This window comes from Pseudomonas sp. stari2, assembly GCF_040760005.1.
In the GTDB taxonomy this organism is placed as follows: Bacteria; Pseudomonadota; Gammaproteobacteria; order Pseudomonadales; family Pseudomonadaceae; genus Aquipseudomonas.
In genome coordinates this window covers 542,081-559,304 of sequence record NZ_CP099760.1, presented here as the reverse complement: position 1 = coordinate 559,304, position 17,224 = coordinate 542,081, and the positions used below count along the sequence as shown (strand labels likewise).

21 protein-coding genes and 1 tRNA gene are annotated in these 17,224 nt (G+C 59.0%); 13 read left to right on the top strand and 9 right to left on the bottom strand.

The annotated features are described in order from the left end of the window. Window positions 1–32: 32 nt before the first annotated feature. Window positions 33–482: a hypothetical protein gene (locus NH234_RS02510; protein WP_085733291.1), complete on the bottom strand. Its 450-nt coding sequence runs from the start codon at window positions 480–482 to the stop codon at window positions 33–35. A 261-nt stretch (window positions 483–743) separates the two neighbouring features. On the opposite strand from NH234_RS02510, the gene NH234_RS02505 reads away from it, so the two are divergent. The 4 genes from NH234_RS02505 to NH234_RS02490 all read left to right on the top strand — a co-directional run bounded on the left by NH234_RS02505 (window position 744) and on the right by NH234_RS02490 (window position 3,736). Further along, window positions 744–1,802, top strand: a complete 1,059-nt coding sequence (locus NH234_RS02505) for a YhcG family protein (protein ID WP_085733292.1) — start codon at window positions 744–746, stop codon at window positions 1,800–1,802. A 69-nt stretch (window positions 1,803–1,871) separates the two neighbouring features. Next, window positions 1,872–2,843: an alpha/beta fold hydrolase gene (locus NH234_RS02500; RefSeq protein ID WP_085733293.1), complete on the top strand. Its 972-nt coding sequence runs from the start codon at window positions 1,872–1,874 to the stop codon at window positions 2,841–2,843. Between the two features lie 20 nt (window positions 2,844–2,863). Then, entirely contained in the window at window positions 2,864–3,277 is a 414-nt protein-coding gene (locus tag NH234_RS02495; RefSeq protein ID WP_085733294.1) for a hypothetical protein, read from the top strand. 6 nt (window positions 3,278–3,283) lie between these two features. Then, window positions 3,284–3,736 (top strand): hypothetical protein, encoded by a 453-nt coding sequence (locus NH234_RS02490; protein ID WP_367255567.1) that lies wholly within the window; start codon window positions 3,284–3,286, stop codon window positions 3,734–3,736. Between the two features lie 70 nt (window positions 3,737–3,806). On the opposite strand, the gene gabP is transcribed toward NH234_RS02490, so the two are convergent. Next, on the bottom strand, window positions 3,807–5,198 hold the full coding sequence (gene gabP / locus NH234_RS02485) for a GABA permease (RefSeq protein ID WP_367255566.1): 1,392 nt from the start codon (window positions 5,196–5,198) through the stop codon (window positions 3,807–3,809). A gap of 551 nt (window positions 5,199–5,749) precedes the next feature. Between gabP and NH234_RS02480 the strand changes: the two genes are divergently transcribed. The 7 genes from NH234_RS02480 (at window position 5,750) to NH234_RS02450 (ending at window position 11,275) form a co-directional block, all read left to right on the top strand. After that, window positions 5,750–6,523 carry an ABC transporter ATP-binding protein gene (locus tag NH234_RS02480; RefSeq protein ID WP_007897462.1) on the top strand — a complete coding sequence of 258 codons (774 nt, stop codon included), beginning with the start codon at window positions 5,750–5,752 and terminating at the stop codon, window positions 6,521–6,523. Between the two features lie 13 nt (window positions 6,524–6,536). Continuing rightward, on the top strand, window positions 6,537–7,286 hold the full coding sequence (locus tag NH234_RS02475; RefSeq protein ID WP_367255565.1) for an ABC transporter substrate-binding protein: 750 nt from the start codon (window positions 6,537–6,539) through the stop codon (window positions 7,284–7,286). A 78-nt stretch (window positions 7,287–7,364) separates the two neighbouring features. Then, complete coding sequence (locus NH234_RS02470) at window positions 7,365–8,060, top strand: ABC transporter permease (RefSeq protein ID WP_085712749.1); 696 nt, start codon at window positions 7,365–7,367, stop codon at window positions 8,058–8,060. Further along, window positions 8,057–8,746: an ABC transporter permease gene (locus tag NH234_RS02465; RefSeq protein WP_085712748.1), complete on the top strand. Its 690-nt coding sequence runs from the start codon at window positions 8,057–8,059 to the stop codon at window positions 8,744–8,746. Before NH234_RS02470 ends, NH234_RS02465 begins: the two co-directional genes overlap by 4 nt. Next, window positions 8,727–9,962: a methyltransferase gene (locus NH234_RS02460; RefSeq protein ID WP_367255564.1), complete on the top strand. Its 1,236-nt coding sequence runs from the start codon at window positions 8,727–8,729 to the stop codon at window positions 9,960–9,962. Before NH234_RS02465 ends, NH234_RS02460 begins: the two co-directional genes overlap by 20 nt. 345 nt (window positions 9,963–10,307) lie before the next feature. Continuing rightward, window positions 10,308–11,123, top strand: coding sequence for an FkbM family methyltransferase (locus NH234_RS02455; protein WP_085733299.1), 816 nt, complete (start codon window positions 10,308–10,310; stop codon window positions 11,121–11,123). Window positions 11,124–11,199: 76 nt separating this feature from the next. Further along, window positions 11,200–11,275, top strand: a tRNA-Thr gene (locus NH234_RS02450). Window positions 11,276–11,390: 115 nt separating this feature from the next. Here NH234_RS02450 and NH234_RS02445 read toward each other — a convergent pair. Next, window positions 11,391–11,816 (bottom strand): type II toxin-antitoxin system HicB family antitoxin, encoded by a 426-nt coding sequence (locus tag NH234_RS02445; protein WP_367255563.1) that lies wholly within the window; start codon window positions 11,814–11,816, stop codon window positions 11,391–11,393. 526 nt (window positions 11,817–12,342) lie between these two features. Here NH234_RS02445 and NH234_RS02440 point away from each other — a divergent pair. Further along, complete coding sequence (locus NH234_RS02440; protein WP_085733300.1) at window positions 12,343–12,609, top strand: DUF3077 domain-containing protein; 267 nt, start codon at window positions 12,343–12,345, stop codon at window positions 12,607–12,609. Window positions 12,610–12,667: 58 nt separating this feature from the next. Here the strand turns inward: NH234_RS02440 and NH234_RS02435 are convergent, their stop codons facing one another. The 3 genes from NH234_RS02435 to NH234_RS02425 are packed head-to-tail and all read right to left on the bottom strand — an operon-like array spanning window position 12,668 to window position 14,271. Next, on the bottom strand, window positions 12,668–13,378 hold the full coding sequence (locus NH234_RS02435) for an SDR family NAD(P)-dependent oxidoreductase (protein ID WP_367255562.1): 711 nt from the start codon (window positions 13,376–13,378) through the stop codon (window positions 12,668–12,670). A gap of 33 nt (window positions 13,379–13,411) precedes the next feature. Then, window positions 13,412–14,056, bottom strand: a complete 645-nt coding sequence (locus NH234_RS02430; protein WP_085733302.1) for a DsbA family oxidoreductase — start codon at window positions 14,054–14,056, stop codon at window positions 13,412–13,414. Further along, window positions 14,053–14,271 (bottom strand): 4-oxalocrotonate tautomerase family protein, encoded by a 219-nt coding sequence (locus NH234_RS02425; protein WP_007952610.1) that lies wholly within the window; start codon window positions 14,269–14,271, stop codon window positions 14,053–14,055. The genes NH234_RS02430 and NH234_RS02425 overlap by 4 nt, the downstream gene beginning before the upstream one ends. Before the next feature lie 693 nt (window positions 14,272–14,964). Here NH234_RS02425 and NH234_RS02420 point away from each other — a divergent pair. After that, on the top strand, window positions 14,965–15,891 hold the full coding sequence (locus NH234_RS02420; RefSeq protein WP_085712740.1) for a LysR family transcriptional regulator: 927 nt from the start codon (window positions 14,965–14,967) through the stop codon (window positions 15,889–15,891). On the opposite strand, the gene NH234_RS02415 is transcribed toward NH234_RS02420, so the two are convergent. Genes NH234_RS02415 through NH234_RS02405 form a run of 3 tightly spaced genes read right to left on the bottom strand, consistent with a single transcriptional unit; the run spans window position 15,808 to window position 17,194 of the window. Then, window positions 15,808–16,125, bottom strand: coding sequence for an AzlD domain-containing protein (locus NH234_RS02415; RefSeq protein WP_007952614.1), 318 nt, complete (start codon window positions 16,123–16,125; stop codon window positions 15,808–15,810). The two genes, NH234_RS02420 and NH234_RS02415, sit on opposite strands and share 84 nt — an antisense overlap. Continuing rightward, window positions 16,104–16,820 (bottom strand): AzlC family ABC transporter permease, encoded by a 717-nt coding sequence (locus tag NH234_RS02410; protein WP_192559507.1) that lies wholly within the window; start codon window positions 16,818–16,820, stop codon window positions 16,104–16,106. The genes NH234_RS02415 and NH234_RS02410 overlap by 22 nt, the downstream gene beginning before the upstream one ends. Further along, window positions 16,817–17,194, bottom strand: a complete 378-nt coding sequence (locus NH234_RS02405) for a GNAT family N-acetyltransferase (protein ID WP_007952618.1) — start codon at window positions 17,192–17,194, stop codon at window positions 16,817–16,819. Before NH234_RS02405 ends, NH234_RS02410 begins: the two co-directional genes overlap by 4 nt. Window positions 17,195–17,224: the final 30 nt, after the last annotated feature.

Here is a 17,224-nt window from a genome sequence, read left to right as displayed (position 1 = left end):
GGGATTCAGGGCGAATCCCGTCCTGGCCGAAGCTATTGATGCCAGTCCCAATGAAACACCAGATTGCTGGCTGCGCCGCTGCCGACATTGGCAACGTCCCGGCGCACCTCGCCATTGCGCGTGGCAACCACGGTGTATTTGCCTGGTGGCAACTGTGCATAAACCAGCGGTCCGATCTGACTCAGATTCAGTACAGGCTGCCCCGTCGCCTTCTGGACAACCAGATCAACGTCCGAGGTGTACAGATTTTGCGCACCGACGGCGAAAGTCATATGCAGGTTGTAACCGGTGGACTGTTGAATGGCCCGAGACTCGTCCAGGCCAATCCCGCCGGACAGATAATTGATCCCGTTCTGCTGTTGCTGCTGGACTTGCACGCCGGCGCTTTCGATAGGCTCGGCACTCGTGGCCTGCGCCATGAGCGGGAACATCAGAATCGCCACAGCGGCGACGGGCAACATGAGTGAAGTGACGCGTTTCATGATGAGTACTCCCGGGTTCTCGCAGAACCCAATCGTTACTCCTGTTTAGATTTTGCGATGCGGGGCTGGTTTTAGATTGATTGGGAGTTGTCTTGGGTGCGAAAAGGACTACGCGTTGTATTCCCCAATCATTGCCGTACTCGGTCAGATCCCGCAAAACCCGCTCACCCTTCCTTCAGTTGAACCAGACATGGCCGGCATCGCCAAGCCGTGGGTTACAGGCATGCTTTTGCTTCTGTTCCTCCTGCGTCGGAAAACCTGATGAGCCAACTTGAACCTTCTGAAGCGCAAGATCCGAAACTCGATTCGTTGCTGGGCGACCTTGGCGACCTGATTCGTCAGGCACGCCAAAAAGTGCTGCGAACGGTCGACACGATTCAGGTCCAGACCTGCTGGCAGATCGGGCGGCATATTGTCGAGTTCGAACAACAGGGAGCCCGGCGGGCCGGGTATGGAAAACAGCTTCTGGCTACGTTGGCCAAGGAGCTGACTGCGGATTTTGGAAAAGGCTTCGATTCTTCCAACCTTCGCTACATGCGCTTGTTTTATCAAGCATTTCCAATTCGTGACGCACTGCGTCACGAATTGAGCTGGACCCACTACCGCAAGCTATTGGGGATTGAAAGCGAACCGGCCCGGCAGTGGTACATGAACGAAGCAGCTGCACAAAACTGGTCAAGCCGCGCCCTGGATCGCCAAATCAACACGCTTTACTACGAACGTCTGTTGATGAGCCAAGACAGGACCGACGTCTATGCAGAGGCAGCGACCAACATCGCCGCGATGATAAACAATCCTCGGGAATTCATCCGCGACCCCGTCCTTCTGGAATTTCTCGGCCTGCCCTCACCGGGCAAACTTCAGGAGTCCGAACTGGAACAGGCCTTGATCGATCAGCTCCAGGGTTTTCTCCTCGAATTGGGCAAGGGCTTCGCTTTTGTCGGACGTCAGCAACGCATCAGCGCTGGAGACGATGATTTTTACATTGACCTGGTGTTCTACAACTACCTGCTCAAATGCTTCGTTATCCTCGATTTGAAGCGCGGCAAACTCAGCGCCCGGGACGTGGGCCAGATGGACATGTACATCCGCATGTACGACGACCTGAAACGCAGCGAGGGTGATGGGCCGACGGTGGGGATCATCCTCTGCGCACAGCAAAATGAATCGGTTGCGCGCTACACAATCCTCAAGGGCAATGAACAACTGTTCGCCAGCAGCTACAAACTGGTGCTGCCGAGTGAGGAGGAATTGCGAGCGGAACTGAACCGGGAACAGAGGTTTCTCGACGAGCGCCTGACCGATCAGCCGGATGATTAACCGACGACGGATTGTTCACCGAGCCGCCTGAGACTATCGTTGGCAGCTATTCCGCGAAGGTCGAGAGCCATGGGTTTTCAAGAGACGCACGCACTGGAAGATCCTCAGGGCAGAACCGCGCTCGCAAGCGCCGTTCTGGACGAACCCTTTCACGAGCCCGCCGCCGATGGCTATCGTCTTGGCGGCTTCACCTGGCGCCACGCGTTGCCCGACCTGCAGCGTTCGGTGGTAATCATCAACGCGGCCACCTCGGTGCGTTGCCGTCACTACTCGCGCTTCGCGGCGTACCTGTTCGCCAACGGTTTCGACGTGATCATTTACGACTACCGGGGCATTGGTGAGTCGCGACCGAAGTCGATGAGGCATTTGCAGGCCTCGTGGACGGATTGGGGCGCGCTGGATTTCGAGGCGATGCTCAAACGCGCGCAGCGGGAGTTTCCCGGTCAGCCGATCGATGTGGTCGGGCACAGCTTTGGTGGCTGCGCAGCAGGTCTGGGAGCCTCCGGGCAGATGATCCGACGATTGGTTACGGTCGGCGCGCAGTTCGCTTACTGGCGCGATTACGCCTCGGAACACCGCTGGCGGATGTTCGGCAAATGGCATCTGCTGATGCCGCTGGTGACGCTGCTCTGTGGCTACTTTCCGGGCAAGCGGCTCGGCTGGCTGGAAGACACGCCCGCGGGCGTGGTGCGCGATTGGAGCACGCCTGCCGCACGTTATGAGCAGCGCCCAAGCGGTCGGGCAATGGTCGATCTGCCCTTCACCAACGTCCACGCAAACGCCCTGGCAATCAGTATCAGCGACGATCCTTACGGAACCATTCCAGCGACCGAACGCCTGCTCGATTACTTCCACAACGCCCGAAAGACCCACCTGCGAATCGAACCGCAGGACATCGGCGAACAAGAAGTCGGACATTTCGCCTTTTTTCGCAGCGCATACCAAGCCACACTATGGCCCATCGCTCTGACCTGGCTGCAAACCGGCGCACTGGCCCCCGACACTCCGGGGCGGCAAGTGCCGCGCAGCCAAGCCCTTTAACGCATCACGGAACACACACCATGGCTTCCGCCAACAAGCAGCAAAAACGCGCCGCCCGGGCCAAGACCAAGGCCAAGCAGAACCGCACCAAACGTGCGGAAACGCCAGTCGAGCTGGACCCGAACGACGACCGCATCGATTTCGAGTCGGTGGACCTGACCGAACTGTTCAAGAAAATGATCGACGCCGAGAAGATCAGCCAGCAGGCCATGTGCACCGCGTTCCTCGAAGACCCGCTGCTGGAGCTGGTGTACGAACAGGAAGGCGAAGAAGGTGCGATGGACTTCATCCTCGCCGCACTGATCGAGTACCGCCAGTGGTCCACCGAGACCGACGAAGCCGGCGCCCTGGCCTGGATCGAATCCCCTGCTTTCCAGAAAGACTATGTGGCCGCGTCCGACGCAATCGCCGCACAAACCCAACAGAAAAACTGAGTTCCCATGGCATCCCTGAACAAGCAGCAGAAACGCGCCAAACGCGCCAAGGCCAAAGCCAAGCAAATCCGCATGGTCGGCCGCAAACCTCTGGCCCAGGACGATGACCTCGGTCACCTGGCCGAGCCGATCCCGGAATACACCCTGGCGATGTTCAGCAAGATGCGCGACGCCGAAGCCATCAGCCGCAACGACATGCTGCTGACGCTGCTGCGGGAGCTGGCGTTCATCATCGTTGATCATCCTGAACTGCTGGACATGGAAAACGCCGACGACGAAGGCATGGCCGCCACTCACCTGGCCGCCGACATGCTGATCGACTACCGCATGTGGGCCGATGGCATGGATCGCGAGACGGCCCAGGCCTGGCTGAGCGAGCCGCAGTTCATCAGCGATTTCGGGAAAGCACTGGACACCTACGGCCAGTCGCTCGAAACGCAGGAAGAAAAGAGCGAATAAACCTCGCCCGCAAACAAAAACGGCCGCTTGTCATCGCTGACAGCGGCCGTTTTGCATTACGCGATACGGATCAGTTCAATACCACCGCACCACGGCTTTCTGCCTTGCGACGACGCGCCACGAGCATGCCGGTCGCGACAACCACCAGACTCAGCAGGCCAGTCGCGAGGATTTCCACGCGGTGGGCGTCCTGGAACAGCATGATGGTCAGGGCTGCCACGATGAAGGCGATCACCGCGTAGGTCAGGCCCGGGAACAGCCACATGCTGAAGACGATTTTTTCGCCGCGAGCCATGCGCTGTTTACGCATGCGCAGTTGCGAAATCGCGATCACCAGGTACACCAGCAGCGCGATGGCGCCGGAGCTGGCCAGCAGGAACTCGAACACCGCAGCCGGGGCCACATAGTTGGCGAAGGTGCACAGGAACGCCGCGCCAGTGGACAGCATCACCGCCCAGTAAGGGGTGCCGCTTTTGTTGGTACGGGTTGCCATGGCAGGAGCATCACCACGCTTGCCGAGGGAGAACAGCATGCGCGAAGAGGTGTACAGCGCCGAGTTCAGGCAGCTGGTCACAGCGACCAGTACCACGATATCGACGATCATCTTGGCATTCGGGATGCCCATGCGCTCCAGCACAGTCTGGTAGGAACCGAGGCTGGCCAGCGCCGGATCATTCCATGGCACCAGGGCCACGACGATGAAGATCGATACGAGGTAGAACAGACCGATCCGCCAGATCACCGAGTTGGTGGCCTTGGAGATCTGCTTGCCCGGGTTCTTCGATTCCGCGGCCGCGATGGTCACGATTTCGGTACCCATGAAGGAGAACATGGTGGTCAGGATCGCGCCCAATACAGCGCCGAGACCGTTTGGCAGGAAGCCTTGGGTGTCGAAGATGTGCGAAACGCCGCTCACCTGACTGTTCGGCAGGAAACCGAAAATCGCCGCCACACCCAGAATGATGAAACCGATGATCGCCACAACTTTGAGCAGGGCGAACCAGAATTCGAACTCACCGTAGTTTTTCACGCTGAACAGGTTGGTCACGGTCAGCAGCATGGTGATGATCAGTGCGAATGCCCAGATTTCCACACTCGGAAACCAGGCGTGCAGGATGGTTGCAGCGGCGTTGGCCTCCAGCGGGATCACCAGAACCCAGAACCACCAGTAGAGCCAGCCGATGGTGAAACCGGCCCAATGGCCGATGGCCCGATCGGCATAAGTCGAGAAGGAGCCGGTATCCGGCGAGGCAACAGCCATTTCGCCGAGCATGCGCATGACCAGCACAACCAGCATACCGGCAGCGGCGTAGGCCAGCAGCACGGCCGGGCCGGCGGCGGCGATCGCGTGGCCGGAGCCGACGAACAGACCTGCACCGATCACACCGGCGATCGACAGCATGGTCACATGACGCGGTTTGAGCCCCTGTTCGAGGCCATTGGAGCTTGAGGTACTGCTCATTGAAACTACCTTTGCGAGGAAAGCGATTGCGTCCGGCCCGTCTGGCGTTCCTTCTCGTAAAAAGAATCCAACGGGGCGTTCCAGATTCTGCACGCAATAATTGCGCCAAAATGTTTCAAAGTCTTCTGGCCCGCGGTTTTTAGCGCGACCGGACAGTCATCGCAAGTCCTTGAGAATACTGGCCTTTCGCCAAAGCGTTACCCTGCGACTCACTTTTCAAACGAACAAGCGCACCAGAAACACACTGAAAAAGTGCGGGATGCACAATAAAAGGGCGAATGAGGAACGTTCGGCCGGATAGCGCTTCCAACACCCCGCCAAAGGTGGCAACATCGCGCCTTTTTTTACGCGACACCCACGGGAATCAACGTTCAAACACCCGTTCGGTTGTTGACGGGGCGACAGTCTGCTGCGCTGATGCGACAACCTGCCACACGCCATCCGTTTACCGCTCGTAGCGCTGTTGGCTGCCATTGAAACGCTATGCTAGCTTGGCCGCCTCGCCAGGAAGGCCACCAACAGCTGGAGCGCAACATATATGAGGAACGCACATGGCTGAGGCCACGCCCGCGCTTGAAATCCGCAACCTGCACAAACGCTACGGACAGCTTGAGGTGCTCAAAGGCATCTCGCTGACCGCCCGCGACGGCGATGTGATCTCGATCCTCGGTTCCTCCGGTTCCGGCAAGTCCACGTTCCTGCGTTGCATCAACCTGTTGGAAAACCCGCACCAGGGCCAGATCCTGGTCGCCGGCGAAGAACTCAAGCTCAAGGCCGCCAAGAATGGCGAACTGGTTGCCGCCGACGGCAAGCAGATCAACCGCCTGCGCTCCGAGATTGGTTTTGTGTTTCAAAACTTTAATCTATGGCCGCACATGAGCGTGCTCGACAACATCATCGAAGCCCCGCGCCGCGTGCTCGGCCAGAGCAAGGCCGAAGCCATCGAAGTCGCCGAAGCCCTGCTGGCCAAGGTCGGCATCGCCGACAAGCGCCACGCCTACCCGGCGCAACTGTCCGGCGGCCAGCAACAGCGCGCGGCGATTGCCCGCACGCTGGCAATGCAGCCCAAGGTGATCCTGTTCGACGAGCCCACCTCCGCCCTTGACCCGGAAATGGTCCAGGAAGTACTTAATGTCATCCGCGCATTGGCCGAAGAAGGCCGCACCATGCTGCTCGTGACCCACGAAATGGGGTTCGCCCGCCAGGTGTCCAGTGAAGTGGTGTTCCTCCACCAGGGCCTGGTCGAAGAGCAAGGATCGCCACAGCAGGTGTTCGAAAACCCGCTTTCGGCGCGCTGCAAACAATTCATGTCCAGCAACCGCTAACGGAGCTACCCGCATGCAGAACTACAAAAAGGTCTTCCTGGCCGCCGCCGTCTCCCTGGCGTTCAGCGCCGGCGCCATGGCTGAGACCCTGAAGATGGGCATCGAAGCGGCTTACCCGCCGTTCAACAATAAAGATGCCAGCGGCAACGTCGTCGGCTTCGACAAAGACATCGGCGACGCCCTGTGCGCCAAGATGAAAGTCGAATGTTCCGTGGTCACCTCCGACTGGGACGGCATCATCCCGGCCCTGAACGCCAAGAAGTTCGACTTCCTGATTTCCTCGCTGTCGATCACCGACGAGCGCAAGGGTGCGGTGGACTTCACCGACCCGTACTACTCGAACAAGCTGCAGTTCATCGCGCCGAAAAACGTCGACTTCAAAACCGACAAGGACGCGCTCAAAGGCAAGATCATTGGTACGCAACGCGCGACCCTGGCCGGCACCTGGCTTGAAGACACCTACGGTAGCGATATCCAGGTCAAACTCTATGACACTCAGGAAAACGCCTACCTCGACCTGACTTCCGGTCGTGTCGACGCCATCCTCGCCGACAAGTACGCCAACTATGACTGGCTGAAAACCGACGCCGGCAAGAACTACGAGTTCAAGGGTGACCCGGTCGTGGAAAGCGACAAGATCGGCATCGCCGTGCGCAAAGGTGACCCGCTGCGCGAGAAGCTGAACGTCGCATTGAAGGAAATCGTCGCCGACGGTACCTACAAGAAGATCAACGACAAGTACTTCCCGTTCAGCATCTACTGATCCTGACGTGCGGGACCTGCACCGTGATCCGACGGTGCGGGATCCCGGCCTTGCCTGCCGCGATTTGAAAAGAAATCCATGATTATCGACCTCTACGGATTCGGCCCGGCGCTCGCCGCCGGCGCGCTGATGACCGTCAAACTGGCACTTACGGCTCTGTGCCTCGGGCTGGTGCTCGGTCTGCTCGGCGCCCTGGCCAAGACTTCTCCGTACAAGCCGCTGCAATGGCTTGGCGGCACTTATTCGACCCTGGTGCGCGGCGTCCCGGAATTGCTCTGGGTACTGCTGATCTACTTCGGTACGGTCAATGCCATGCGCGCGCTTGGAGAGTTCTTCGGCAACCCCGAACTGGAACTCAGCGCCTTCGCCGCCGGCGTCATCGCGCTGGGCCTGTGCTTCGGCGCCTACGCCACGGAAGTGTTCCGAGGCGCGATCCTTGCCATTCCCAAGGGCCACCGTGAGGCCGGCGTGGCCCTGGGCCTGTCGAAATGGCGGATCTTCACCAAGCTGATCATGCCGCAGATGTGGCGCATCGCCCTGCCCGGTCTGGGTAACCTGTTCATGATTCTGATGAAGGACACCGCGCTGGTGTCGGTCATCGGCCTGGAAGAAATCATGCGTCACGCGCAGATCGGCGTGACCGTGTCCAAACAGCCGTTCACCTTTTATATGGTCGCCGCCCTCATGTACCTGTGCCTGACGGTGCTGGCGATGACCGGCATGCACTTCCTGGAAAAACGCGCCGCACGCGGCTTCGCGAGGAGCGCTCAATGAACTGGGAAGTCATCATCAAGTGGCTGCCGAAACTGGCGCAGGGCGCGACCCTGACTCTGGAACTGGTGGCCATCGCCGTCATCGCCGGTCTGCTGCTGGCAATCCCGCTGGGCATCGCCCGCTCTTCGAAGTTGTGGTACGTACGCTCGTTGCCCTACGCCTACATCTTCTTTTTCCGTGGCACGCCGTTGCTGGTTCAACTGTTTCTGGTCTATTACGGCCTGGCGCAGTTCGACGCAGTGCGCAGCAGCGCGCTGTGGCCATACCTGCGCGATCCTTTCTGGTGCGCGACCGCGACCATGACCCTGCACACCGCCGCCTACATCGCCGAGATCCTGCGCGGCGCGATCCAGGCGATTCCGCCGGGTGAAATCGAAGCGGCGCGGGCACTGGGCATGTCCCGGCCGAAAGCGCTGTTCTACATCATCCTGCCGCGCGCTGCGCGCATCGGCCTGCCGGCCTACAGCAACGAAGTGATCCTGATGCTCAAGGCCAGCGCCCTGGCCAGCACCGTGACGCTGCTGGAACTGACCGGCATGGCCCGGACGATCATTGCCCGCACTTACCTGCCGGTGGAGATCTTCTTCGCTGCCGGCTTGTTCTATCTGGTGATGGCATACGTGCTGGTTCGCGGTTTCAAATTGCTGGAACGCTGGCTGCGCGTCGATGCGTGCCAGGGACGCTGATTCTTCTTACGTGCTGACGGGCGAGGCCCTACTCGCCCGCTTCACGGCACTGGATACATTTCTCACAGCACATCAGGCGCTGTGGAAGCCTCGCCCGTTTACTCATCTGCAACTGCCATGGGAAGCGTCCCACCCGGAACTGGCCTCGTGGCTACGCGAGCGGTCGCTGGAAGATGCGGAAAACGCCCACAACCAACCTGCAGAACTCTTGGATGCGCCGGAGCCATTCGCTGCATTGGCGGCGTTGTCGCTTGAGTTGAGTTCGGTCGGTGAATTACCTGCGCATTCGCTGGAAGCCGCCGGGCATCGCTTGAATGTCGATGTGCCGGGGCGCAAATGGCAGCAGATCGAGGCCTTCGCCAGCCGCTTGTCGTTTGCCGCACAACCGAAGCACTGGCTGGATTGGTGTTCGGGCAAAGGGCATTTGGGTCGGCGTCTGCTCGGCGCTGATCAGCAACTCACCTGTCTGGAATATGACCCGACGCTGGTTGCGAGCGGTCAGGCGTTGAGTCAGCGTCATCACCTGCCTGCGCTGCATGTCGAGCAGGATGTGCTCGCGGCGAACACCGCTTTATTGCTGAACGCCGAGCACACACCTGTCGCCCTGCACGCTTGCGGCGACTTGCATGTGCGGCTGATGCAACTGGCCAGCGCCGTCGGTTGCAAACAAATGGCGATCGCACCGTGCTGCTACAACCGGATCAGTCGCACTGAATATCAGACATTGTCCTCCGCTGGTTCGCGATCAGCCCTACAGCTATCGCTCGAAGATCTGTCCCTGCCAATGAGCGAAACCGTCACCGCCGGTGCCCGCGTCCGACGTCAACGCGACACTTCCATGGCCCGCCGGCTGGCTTTCGATTTGCTGCAACGGCAAGTACGCGGCGTCGACGAATACCTGCCGACGCCGTCCCTGCCGAGCGCGTGGTTGGAAAAACCGTTTGCCGATTTCTGCCGCGACCTGGCAGCGCTGAAAGAGTTATCCACAATCGGCTCGCCAGATTGGCCAGCACTGGAAATCGCCGGCTGGCAGCGATTGGCCGAAGTTCGCAACCTGGAATTGCTGCGCGGACTGTTCCGACGGCCGCTGGAGCTTTGGCTGAATCTTGATCGGGCACTTTTCCTCACCGAGCAGGGATACATCGTACGTCTCGGCACCTTCTGCGAAGCGCCGCTCACGCCGCGCAATTTCCTGTTGCTGGCAGAACGCGATTAATCCTTCACAGCCTGTGGATAACTCTGTTGATGGAATTCTCGTGGATCCAATATCCACGCCTGTTTCAAGCCAGTAACAGCACTGGTCATTTTTTGTTCACACAAATAAAAAACCGGTAAAACAGGGATTTGCGCATCAAATGAGAACCCGTTCACAAAAACCTGCCTAAGCGCGTTCTCTACAAAGCCTGTTGTGCATAAGCCTTCGAATAAAAGGACATAACCGCCGAATCGCGGACGCCGGCAACCGGCAATTGCGCCAGCCCACCGCCCTTGTTATACAGACCTACGCCGTGCAGGTAGCGCACGCCCGAACAAGAAAAAATCTGACCGACAGGAAGCGACCGTGACGTTCATTTCTTACGCACAGAATTTCGAGGACGTTCGCCTTTGGCGCGCCCTGCAGTATTTTGAAAACGGTTTTTATATCGACGTCGGCGCCAATGACCCGATCCACGACTCGGTCACCAAGGCCTTTTACGATCGTGGCTGGCAGGGCATCAATGTCGAACCGATGCAGAACTACCACGACGCACTTCGCCAGCATCGCCCCCGCGACACGACGCTGCAATGTGTGGCCAGCGACCAGCCGGGCGAGCTGACCTTCTACGGCATTCCCGACACCGGCCTGTCCACCGCTGACCCAGTCGTTGCGCAAGAACGCAAAAACCTCGGCATGGACGTGCAAAGCCTCACCGTCAACGCACGCACACTGACTTCGATCTGCGAAGAACACGCCGCTGAGCGGCCGATCCACTTCCTGAAAATCGACGTCGAAGGCCACGAAGAAACCGTCCTGCGCGGCATGGACTTCAGCCGCTTCCGCCCCTGGATCATCCTCATCGAAACCCCATGGGAGCGCGACCACACCTGGGAACACCTGGTGACCGACGCTGGCTACACCAACGTCCTGTTCGACGGCCTCAACAGCTTCTTCCTGGCCAATGAACACATCAATCTCAAACCCGCGTTCGACCTGCCACCGTGCAACCTCGACAACTTCCAGCTGTGCAAAGGCCACAACCTCGCCCACCCGGTAAACCCGGCACTGGAAACCGCCCTGCAACGCGCCGAACAAGCCGAAGCCGAACTGCGAGCCATGCAAAACAGCCGCGCCTGGCGCGCTGTACAAAAACTGCGCAACGTCCTGCGCCGGGCGTGATTCGCAGAGGGCGCAAAAATAGTCTGAATTCAGGGGTTTACAGAAGCACCCGAGTCGCTATAATCGTCGCCCACACGCCGGTATAGCTCAGATGGTAGAGCAACTGACTTGTAATCAGTAGGTCCCGGGTTCGATTCCTGGTGCCGGCACCATACAAAACGAAGCCCCTGCAGAAATGCAGGGGCTTTGTTGTTTCTAGGGTGCGTTTATTCCAACCCAAATGAAAAGCCCCCGACAGCAATCGCTGTCGGGGGCTTTTCTCCAATCTTAAGCAGCCTCAACCGAAAGCAAAATCCGCCGCCCAAGCTGCTGCAATGCACGCTCGACATTCTCGATCTTGGAGTGATGCAGGAAATCGACTAACCGATCTACCTGGGGTCGTTGTACACCCAAGCGTCGTGCCAGTTCAGCTTTGCTGACCCCAGACTCCAGAAGCGTATTCCAGAGCCCAACCTTTGCCGCAGTCAGTGCAGGCAGACGCAATACCGCGTCACTTTCCTGCTCTCCCGCATCACCTGTCGGAATCAACCGGCGATCATCGACGTAAATCGACAATGCCGTTTCCATCGCATCAATGGCGCCGTCGAGTGCTTCCTCAAGAGTGTCGCCAGCGACGTGCATCTCTGGAATTTCTGCGCAGGACAACCAGACACTGCTCGGCTCCTCGTGGACTTCCAACGCATATTCGAACATCACGTTTCCTCTCATGGGGTACAACTCAGCCTCACCCTTGTGGCCTAGCTGCATCGCCGAAACTCGATTTCGCTTATGCGCATCACGCGCTATTTCGGCAGAGCGACCGTGCAACATATTTGTTACCCATGCAACATAAGTGTTGCATGTGAGTATGTCGGCCTCCTCGCCACCACCTGGCCACGATTGCGCTCCAACCCTCCCCACGCTACCGTCAATCCCGTCGCTGCCAATTCAGCGACCGGGCCTGAGAACCCGAGTAAGATGCAGGCGCACCAGCGCCCCAACCCACGTTTGCCGGCGTTTTTTTGTGCCTGCATTTCCGTGCAATGGCGGCTGTGCGTGGGAGACCTTCGGGTCTGCCGGGTTCCTGTATCTCCGGTTTCTCAGCCTGCGCATAGCTGCCACCCTTTCGCCTGAGAACGAAGTGGCAGCGCTCATTTGATACAGGGAGTTTCACAAATGATTAGCATCGATCCGTCCAGAGTCTGCCCCTTCCACCAACCAGCCAAAGGTAGGTGAAGCCATGACCACCCCCAACGATCTAAAAACCCTCGGCCTCACCCATTTTTCCTTCCAGTCCAACCACGCACTCTTTCGCACCACCCCCGGCGTACCGGTCGCCACCGCTCTCTCCCACGCGTCCCATCTGCTACACATTTCCAAACTGCTGACCTCGGATACTTCTGCCGCCAACGACCCGGAACTCCACGCCTGCGCCTCGCAATATTTGCAGGAGTTGAGCAAGGCGCTGGTCGATGATGCGGTCAAAGTGCTGAGTCCAGATCCATAAACCGTCGCCCACAAAAAAGCCCTCGCATCACTGCAAGGGCTTTGTGTTTCCGCGTCAATCAGTGCCCAGCGCTCTGCCCGCCATCCACATGCAGAATCTCGCCAGTCACAAAGTTCGCGTTGTCGAGATATACCACCGCCTGCGCAATATCGTCGACCTCGCCCATGTGCCCGACCGGGTGCAGCGCACCCAGTGCCGTATGGGTTTCCTCGCCATGCATCGGCGTCTTGATGATGCCCGGCGATACCGCGTTCACCCGAATCCCGCGTTTGGCGTATTCGATGGCCAAGGATTTGGTGGCGGCGTTGAGGCCGCCCTTGGTCAGTGAAGCGAGGACCGAGGGCACGCCGTCGACCGCGTGGTCGGTCAGGCTGGTGGTGATGTTGACTACGTGACCCTTGCCCTGTTTTTCCATCTCGGCGATGGCCAGTTGGGTGATGTAGAAGAAACCGTTGAGGTTGACCGACAGCACCGCCGCGTAGTCTTCCGGGGTGTAGGCGGTGAACGGTTTGGCGACAAAGATGCCGGCGTTGTTGACCAGGGTGTCGATGCGGCCGAAGCGGGCCACGCCTTCGCTAATCACGCGCTGTGCCGTAGCCGGGTCGCCGATGTCGCCGGCGATGGTCAGGATCTGCGGGTCGTTCGACGGTTTGATCGAGCGCGAGGTAGCGACGATGTTGTAGCCCAGTTCACGGAAGGCCTTGACCATGCCTTCGCCCAGACCTTGGGAAGCACCGGTGATAACGACGGTTTTTTTCGAGTTGCTCATGATGAAATCCTCAATCAATAAGTGGGTGTTGAATCAGGCGGCAGCCAGTTGTTTCAGCATTTGTTCGTAGTACTCGACCGATTGCGAACCGGACACCAGGTGCTTGCCGTTCAGGATCAGCGCGGGCACCGAGTTGATTCCGTGCTGCCGGTAAAACGCTTGCAGTTGCCGTACTTCGCTGGCGAATTCGTCGTTGGCCAGCACCTTGCGAGCCTTCACCGCATCCAGTCCTGCTTCGGTCGCCAGACGCATCAGCGTCGGGTGATCGTTCGGGTTGTCGCCGTCGCGGAAGTAAGCGCGCAGCAGGATCTTTTTCAGCGCGATCTGCCGCCCTTCCTGTGCTGCACACATCAGCAATCGATGGGCGTCGAAGGTGTTGTGAAAATGCGTGCGCTTCTCCAGATCGAACTCGAAACCGATGGCATTGCCGCGTTCGATTTGCATCCTCTTACCGGCGGCGACGTCTTCGGCGGTGCGGCCGTATTTGCGCATCAAGTGCTGCACCGCCGGTTCGCCTTCGGCGGGCATGTCCGGGTTGAGTTCGAAGGGCTTGTAGGTCAGCTCCACCGAAACCTCGCCGGCCAGATTGCCGATCGCCTGCTCCAGCGCTGTCGCCCCGAGTGCGCACCAGGGGCACACCACGTCGGAGACGAAATCGATGGTTACGGTCGGGGTCATGACTGGCCCCGTTCCGCCAGTTGCCGGCGGTATTCGGTGGTGGTGATGCCGGCGTAGCCCCAGTTATCGGTGTCGACTTCTTCGATCACGATGTGGGTCAGGTCCGGGCGCTTGTTGAGGACGCGTTCCAGGGTTTCAGTGATTTCGGCGATCACCTGAGCTTTCTGCTCACGGGTAACACCATCGCGGGTGATGCGTACGCTGACAAATGGCATGACGACTACTCCAGTGACCTGCCCTCGGGATGATGGTCAGGTGTTGGAGCTCAATGTAGGCGTGTGCCGGGAGGGGAAAAAGTAGGGGTTGGGTACTTCATTTGTGAGGTGGTGTAATGAATAGCCTGTAACAACCCCACCAGAATTTGAGCAAAGGAACGCGTCAGCTCAGCGTGATTGAATGCCTTTTTCTGCATCGTCTTGAGCCTTCAACAGCTCATCAATCGAACCAAAATACTGTCGAAGCAGGAGTGCTTCCCTCATGGCGCGGGCGGTCTTCAGTGAGGGTATCCGCACATGTTCGGGTTTTCGTTGAACCACCATCGCAATTACCTATTTCCAGACAGTGCGACTTATTAGAGACGCTCACTCTGGCAGCCGATATCAGCTCATTCGCAGTGATCTCTGAGACCTGTCCGTAAAAATTGCGGGCAAAAGGCATCCTTCACGTCAGTCGTTTCCCTTGGAAAATCCCCCCAAACGCACCCAAACCGTGCACTTTTTTTGACCCCAATCACCCCCGCGTCACCAAAAACCTCGATTCTGTGTCAGCCTCCAGCCATCGGCGGGGACATCAATTCGCTACTAATTGCGCGACAACTATGCTCAGGTACAGGAATATAGCCGGCAAATGGAGCCGTTCAGGCCGTCACGTACACAACAATACCCAGCCCACTTCAGAGGGCATTACCCATGGATAGCAGAACCTTACGCAACCTCATGCGCATCGTGCAGACCGGCTCGTTGTCGGCCGCAGCCGAGCATTCGTGCCTGACTGTGCAGGCCCTGGCCGCGCAGTTGAACAAGGTCGAAGAACAGTTCGGTTTCCGCTTGTTTAGACGATCCAACAAGGGCCTGACGCTGACGCCGCAAGGCACCGAGCTGACGCCCTATATGGACAGAGTGCTGATAGCCACGCGGCAGATGGAAGAGAAAGTCGAGGCGTTGAAGGTACCGGGACAGCGCACGTTGAAAGTGGCGTTGAACACCACGCTGGACCCGGATTTCAACCGGCGACTGATCGGACGCCTGATCGATGTGTTCCCCGACTATCAGATGGAATTCAGCTACGCCGAGTCGATGGAAAATCTCAGCAAGCTGAAGAACGAAGACTTCGACCTTGCGGTGCTGATCGGCCCGCAGCGGCCGGGGTTGCCGAGCATTGTCCTGCCGGAAGTGCAGGTGCAGGTAGTCGGCGCTCATTGTGGTCAGGAGAACGATCCGCTGACGTTACTTGGCAACAAGTTTCAGGTGCGTCCTGCAGAAGATTGCCCGTATTCCCACAGCTTTTTGCGTTTTCTCGACGCCGGGCTGGGTAATCACGAGAACAGTCAGCGGACGATTTATTCCTGCAGCGAAACGCTGACCCTGTCGCTCATCACGCAGATGGACGCGGTCGGCATGGTCTCCCGCGAGGCCGCGCAGAAGAACGGCCTGACGATTTTCCCCGGGTTCGAGGATTTCCTCGAAGTACGCCTGGCGGTAAACAACCCGGATCTGTCCGGCCAGGCGTTGAACGACGTGGTCGATCTGCCGCTACATGAACGAGCCGAGCGCAATGTACGCAGCCGTCCCAACCGCCACACTGAGAAAGAGGTTTTTGCTGAAATACGCACATAACAGCGTCGGAATCGCTGCATAAAATTCCGGGCGATCGAGCTGTATGTGCTGATCCTTGATCAACAAGGGTGTCAGGCTGATCGCAGCGACGATCGCCACCGGCAGGTATTCCAGCGCCCGGGCGACGAAGGGCGGCCAGTGCTCGGTGTTGACCTGCAGCGGTAGCGCTCGTGGCAGAAAGGTCACGGCCATCATCAGCGCGACCACCAGAATCAGGAACGTTTGGTCAGGCATACACCCACTCCACAGCCCACAAACGTGGCGATGAAAACGTTGAACGGCGAGCTGCCAACCAGGCTCAGAGCGCCCATGCAGACCACTGCGGCCAGGGCGGCAATGAGCTTGTTGCGGGTGTTGCACAGCGAGACCAGCACATAAAGCATCATTGCGGTCAGCGCATAGTCGAGCTGATATTTGATCAAGTGCGACGCGTACTGTGCGCACAAGGCGCCGAGCAATCCGCCGATCACCCAGGAGGTGTGGCAGAACAGGTTGAAGCCGATCAGATAACGGATATTCACCGGCACACCGGTGCCCAGTTTGACGCTGTGGAAGGCGAACGATTCATCGGTCAGGCCGCCGGCGTAGCACCAACGCTCCATGCGGCTCAGGCCCAGCGCCCGCAGGGCCTTCGCCATGTAGACCGACATCAGCATGTGCCGTGCGTTGATCAGAAACGTGGTCAGCACGATGGTGGTCAGCGACGCACCGCTGCTGATCAGCGCCAGCGCCGCGAATTGCGAAGCCCCGGCATACACGAACAGACACATTGCCACCGGCAGCCACAGCGGCAGCCCGGCGTTGACCGCCATCAGCCCGAACACGAACGACACGGTGAAATAACCGGCCACCACCGGGCTGGCTTCGGCAAACGTGCGCGACGGCTGACGGTCGACCATCAGCGGCGCACTGCCGGATGTTTCATTCATAGATCCCTCTCAAATGTCCGTTCGCCGTGAGGTTCGCAGAAACCCTGGGCAGTCCAGAAACGCTTGCCCGCGAGGTTAGCATCATCGACGAACAGGAACATCCGCAGCACACCGACCCGTTTCATGTCGGCCGACGCCGCTTCCACCAGTCGCTGGCCGACGCCCTGGCTGCGATAGCGCAGGCTGACCGCCAGATGGTTGATGGTGCCGCGACTGCCGAGCATGCCGCCCAGCACCGCCCCGACAATCTCGCCTTCGACGTCGAAGGCCAGATACGCCGTGGTGGTTTTCTGGATCAGCACGCCGCGCAGGCACTTGGCGTCCTGCCATTCACAGAACGACACTTCGTCGAACTGGCGGAAGAAACGCTCCATGCGCTGCGCGTCCTTGGCCGTCGCGCGCCG

Coding starts and splice junctions, on each gene's coding strand:
- NH234_RS02510 (WP_085733291.1), bottom strand. CDS start 482: ATGAAACGCGTCACTTCACTCATGTTGCCCGTCGCCGCTGTGGCGATT.
- NH234_RS02505 (WP_085733292.1), top strand. CDS start 744: ATGAGCCAACTTGAACCTTCTGAAGCGCAAGATCCGAAACTCGATTCG.
- NH234_RS02500 (WP_085733293.1), top strand. CDS start 1,872: ATGGGTTTTCAAGAGACGCACGCACTGGAAGATCCTCAGGGCAGAACC.
- NH234_RS02495 (WP_085733294.1), top strand. CDS start 2,864: ATGGCTTCCGCCAACAAGCAGCAAAAACGCGCCGCCCGGGCCAAGACC.
- NH234_RS02490 (WP_367255567.1), top strand. CDS start 3,284: ATGGCATCCCTGAACAAGCAGCAGAAACGCGCCAAACGCGCCAAGGCC.
- gabP (WP_367255566.1), bottom strand. CDS start 5,198: ATGAGCAGTACCTCAAGCTCCAATGGCCTCGAACAGGGGCTCAAACCG.
- NH234_RS02480 (WP_007897462.1), top strand. CDS start 5,750: ATGGCTGAGGCCACGCCCGCGCTTGAAATCCGCAACCTGCACAAACGC.
- NH234_RS02475 (WP_367255565.1), top strand. CDS start 6,537: ATGCAGAACTACAAAAAGGTCTTCCTGGCCGCCGCCGTCTCCCTGGCG.
- NH234_RS02470 (WP_085712749.1), top strand. CDS start 7,365: ATGATTATCGACCTCTACGGATTCGGCCCGGCGCTCGCCGCCGGCGCG.
- NH234_RS02465 (WP_085712748.1), top strand. CDS start 8,057: ATGAACTGGGAAGTCATCATCAAGTGGCTGCCGAAACTGGCGCAGGGC.
- NH234_RS02460 (WP_367255564.1), top strand. CDS start 8,727: ATGCGTGCCAGGGACGCTGATTCTTCTTACGTGCTGACGGGCGAGGCC.
- NH234_RS02445 (WP_367255563.1), bottom strand. CDS start 11,816: ATGTTCGAATATGCGTTGGAAGTCCACGAGGAGCCGAGCAGTGTCTGG.
- NH234_RS02440 (WP_085733300.1), top strand. CDS start 12,343: ATGACCACCCCCAACGATCTAAAAACCCTCGGCCTCACCCATTTTTCC.
- NH234_RS02435 (WP_367255562.1), bottom strand. CDS start 13,378: ATGAGCAACTCGAAAAAAACCGTCGTTATCACCGGTGCTTCCCAAGGT.
- NH234_RS02430 (WP_085733302.1), bottom strand. CDS start 14,056: ATGACCCCGACCGTAACCATCGATTTCGTCTCCGACGTGGTGTGCCCC.
- NH234_RS02425 (WP_007952610.1), bottom strand. CDS start 14,271: ATGCCATTTGTCAGCGTACGCATCACCCGCGATGGTGTTACCCGTGAG.
- NH234_RS02420 (WP_085712740.1), top strand. CDS start 14,965: ATGGATAGCAGAACCTTACGCAACCTCATGCGCATCGTGCAGACCGGC.
- NH234_RS02415 (WP_007952614.1), bottom strand. CDS start 16,125: ATGCCTGACCAAACGTTCCTGATTCTGGTGGTCGCGCTGATGATGGCC.
- NH234_RS02410 (WP_192559507.1), bottom strand. CDS start 16,820: ATGAATGAAACATCCGGCAGTGCGCCGCTGATGGTCGACCGTCAGCCG.
- NH234_RS02405 (WP_007952618.1), bottom strand. CDS start 17,194: ATGGAGCGTTTCTTCCGCCAGTTCGACGAAGTGTCGTTCTGTGAATGG.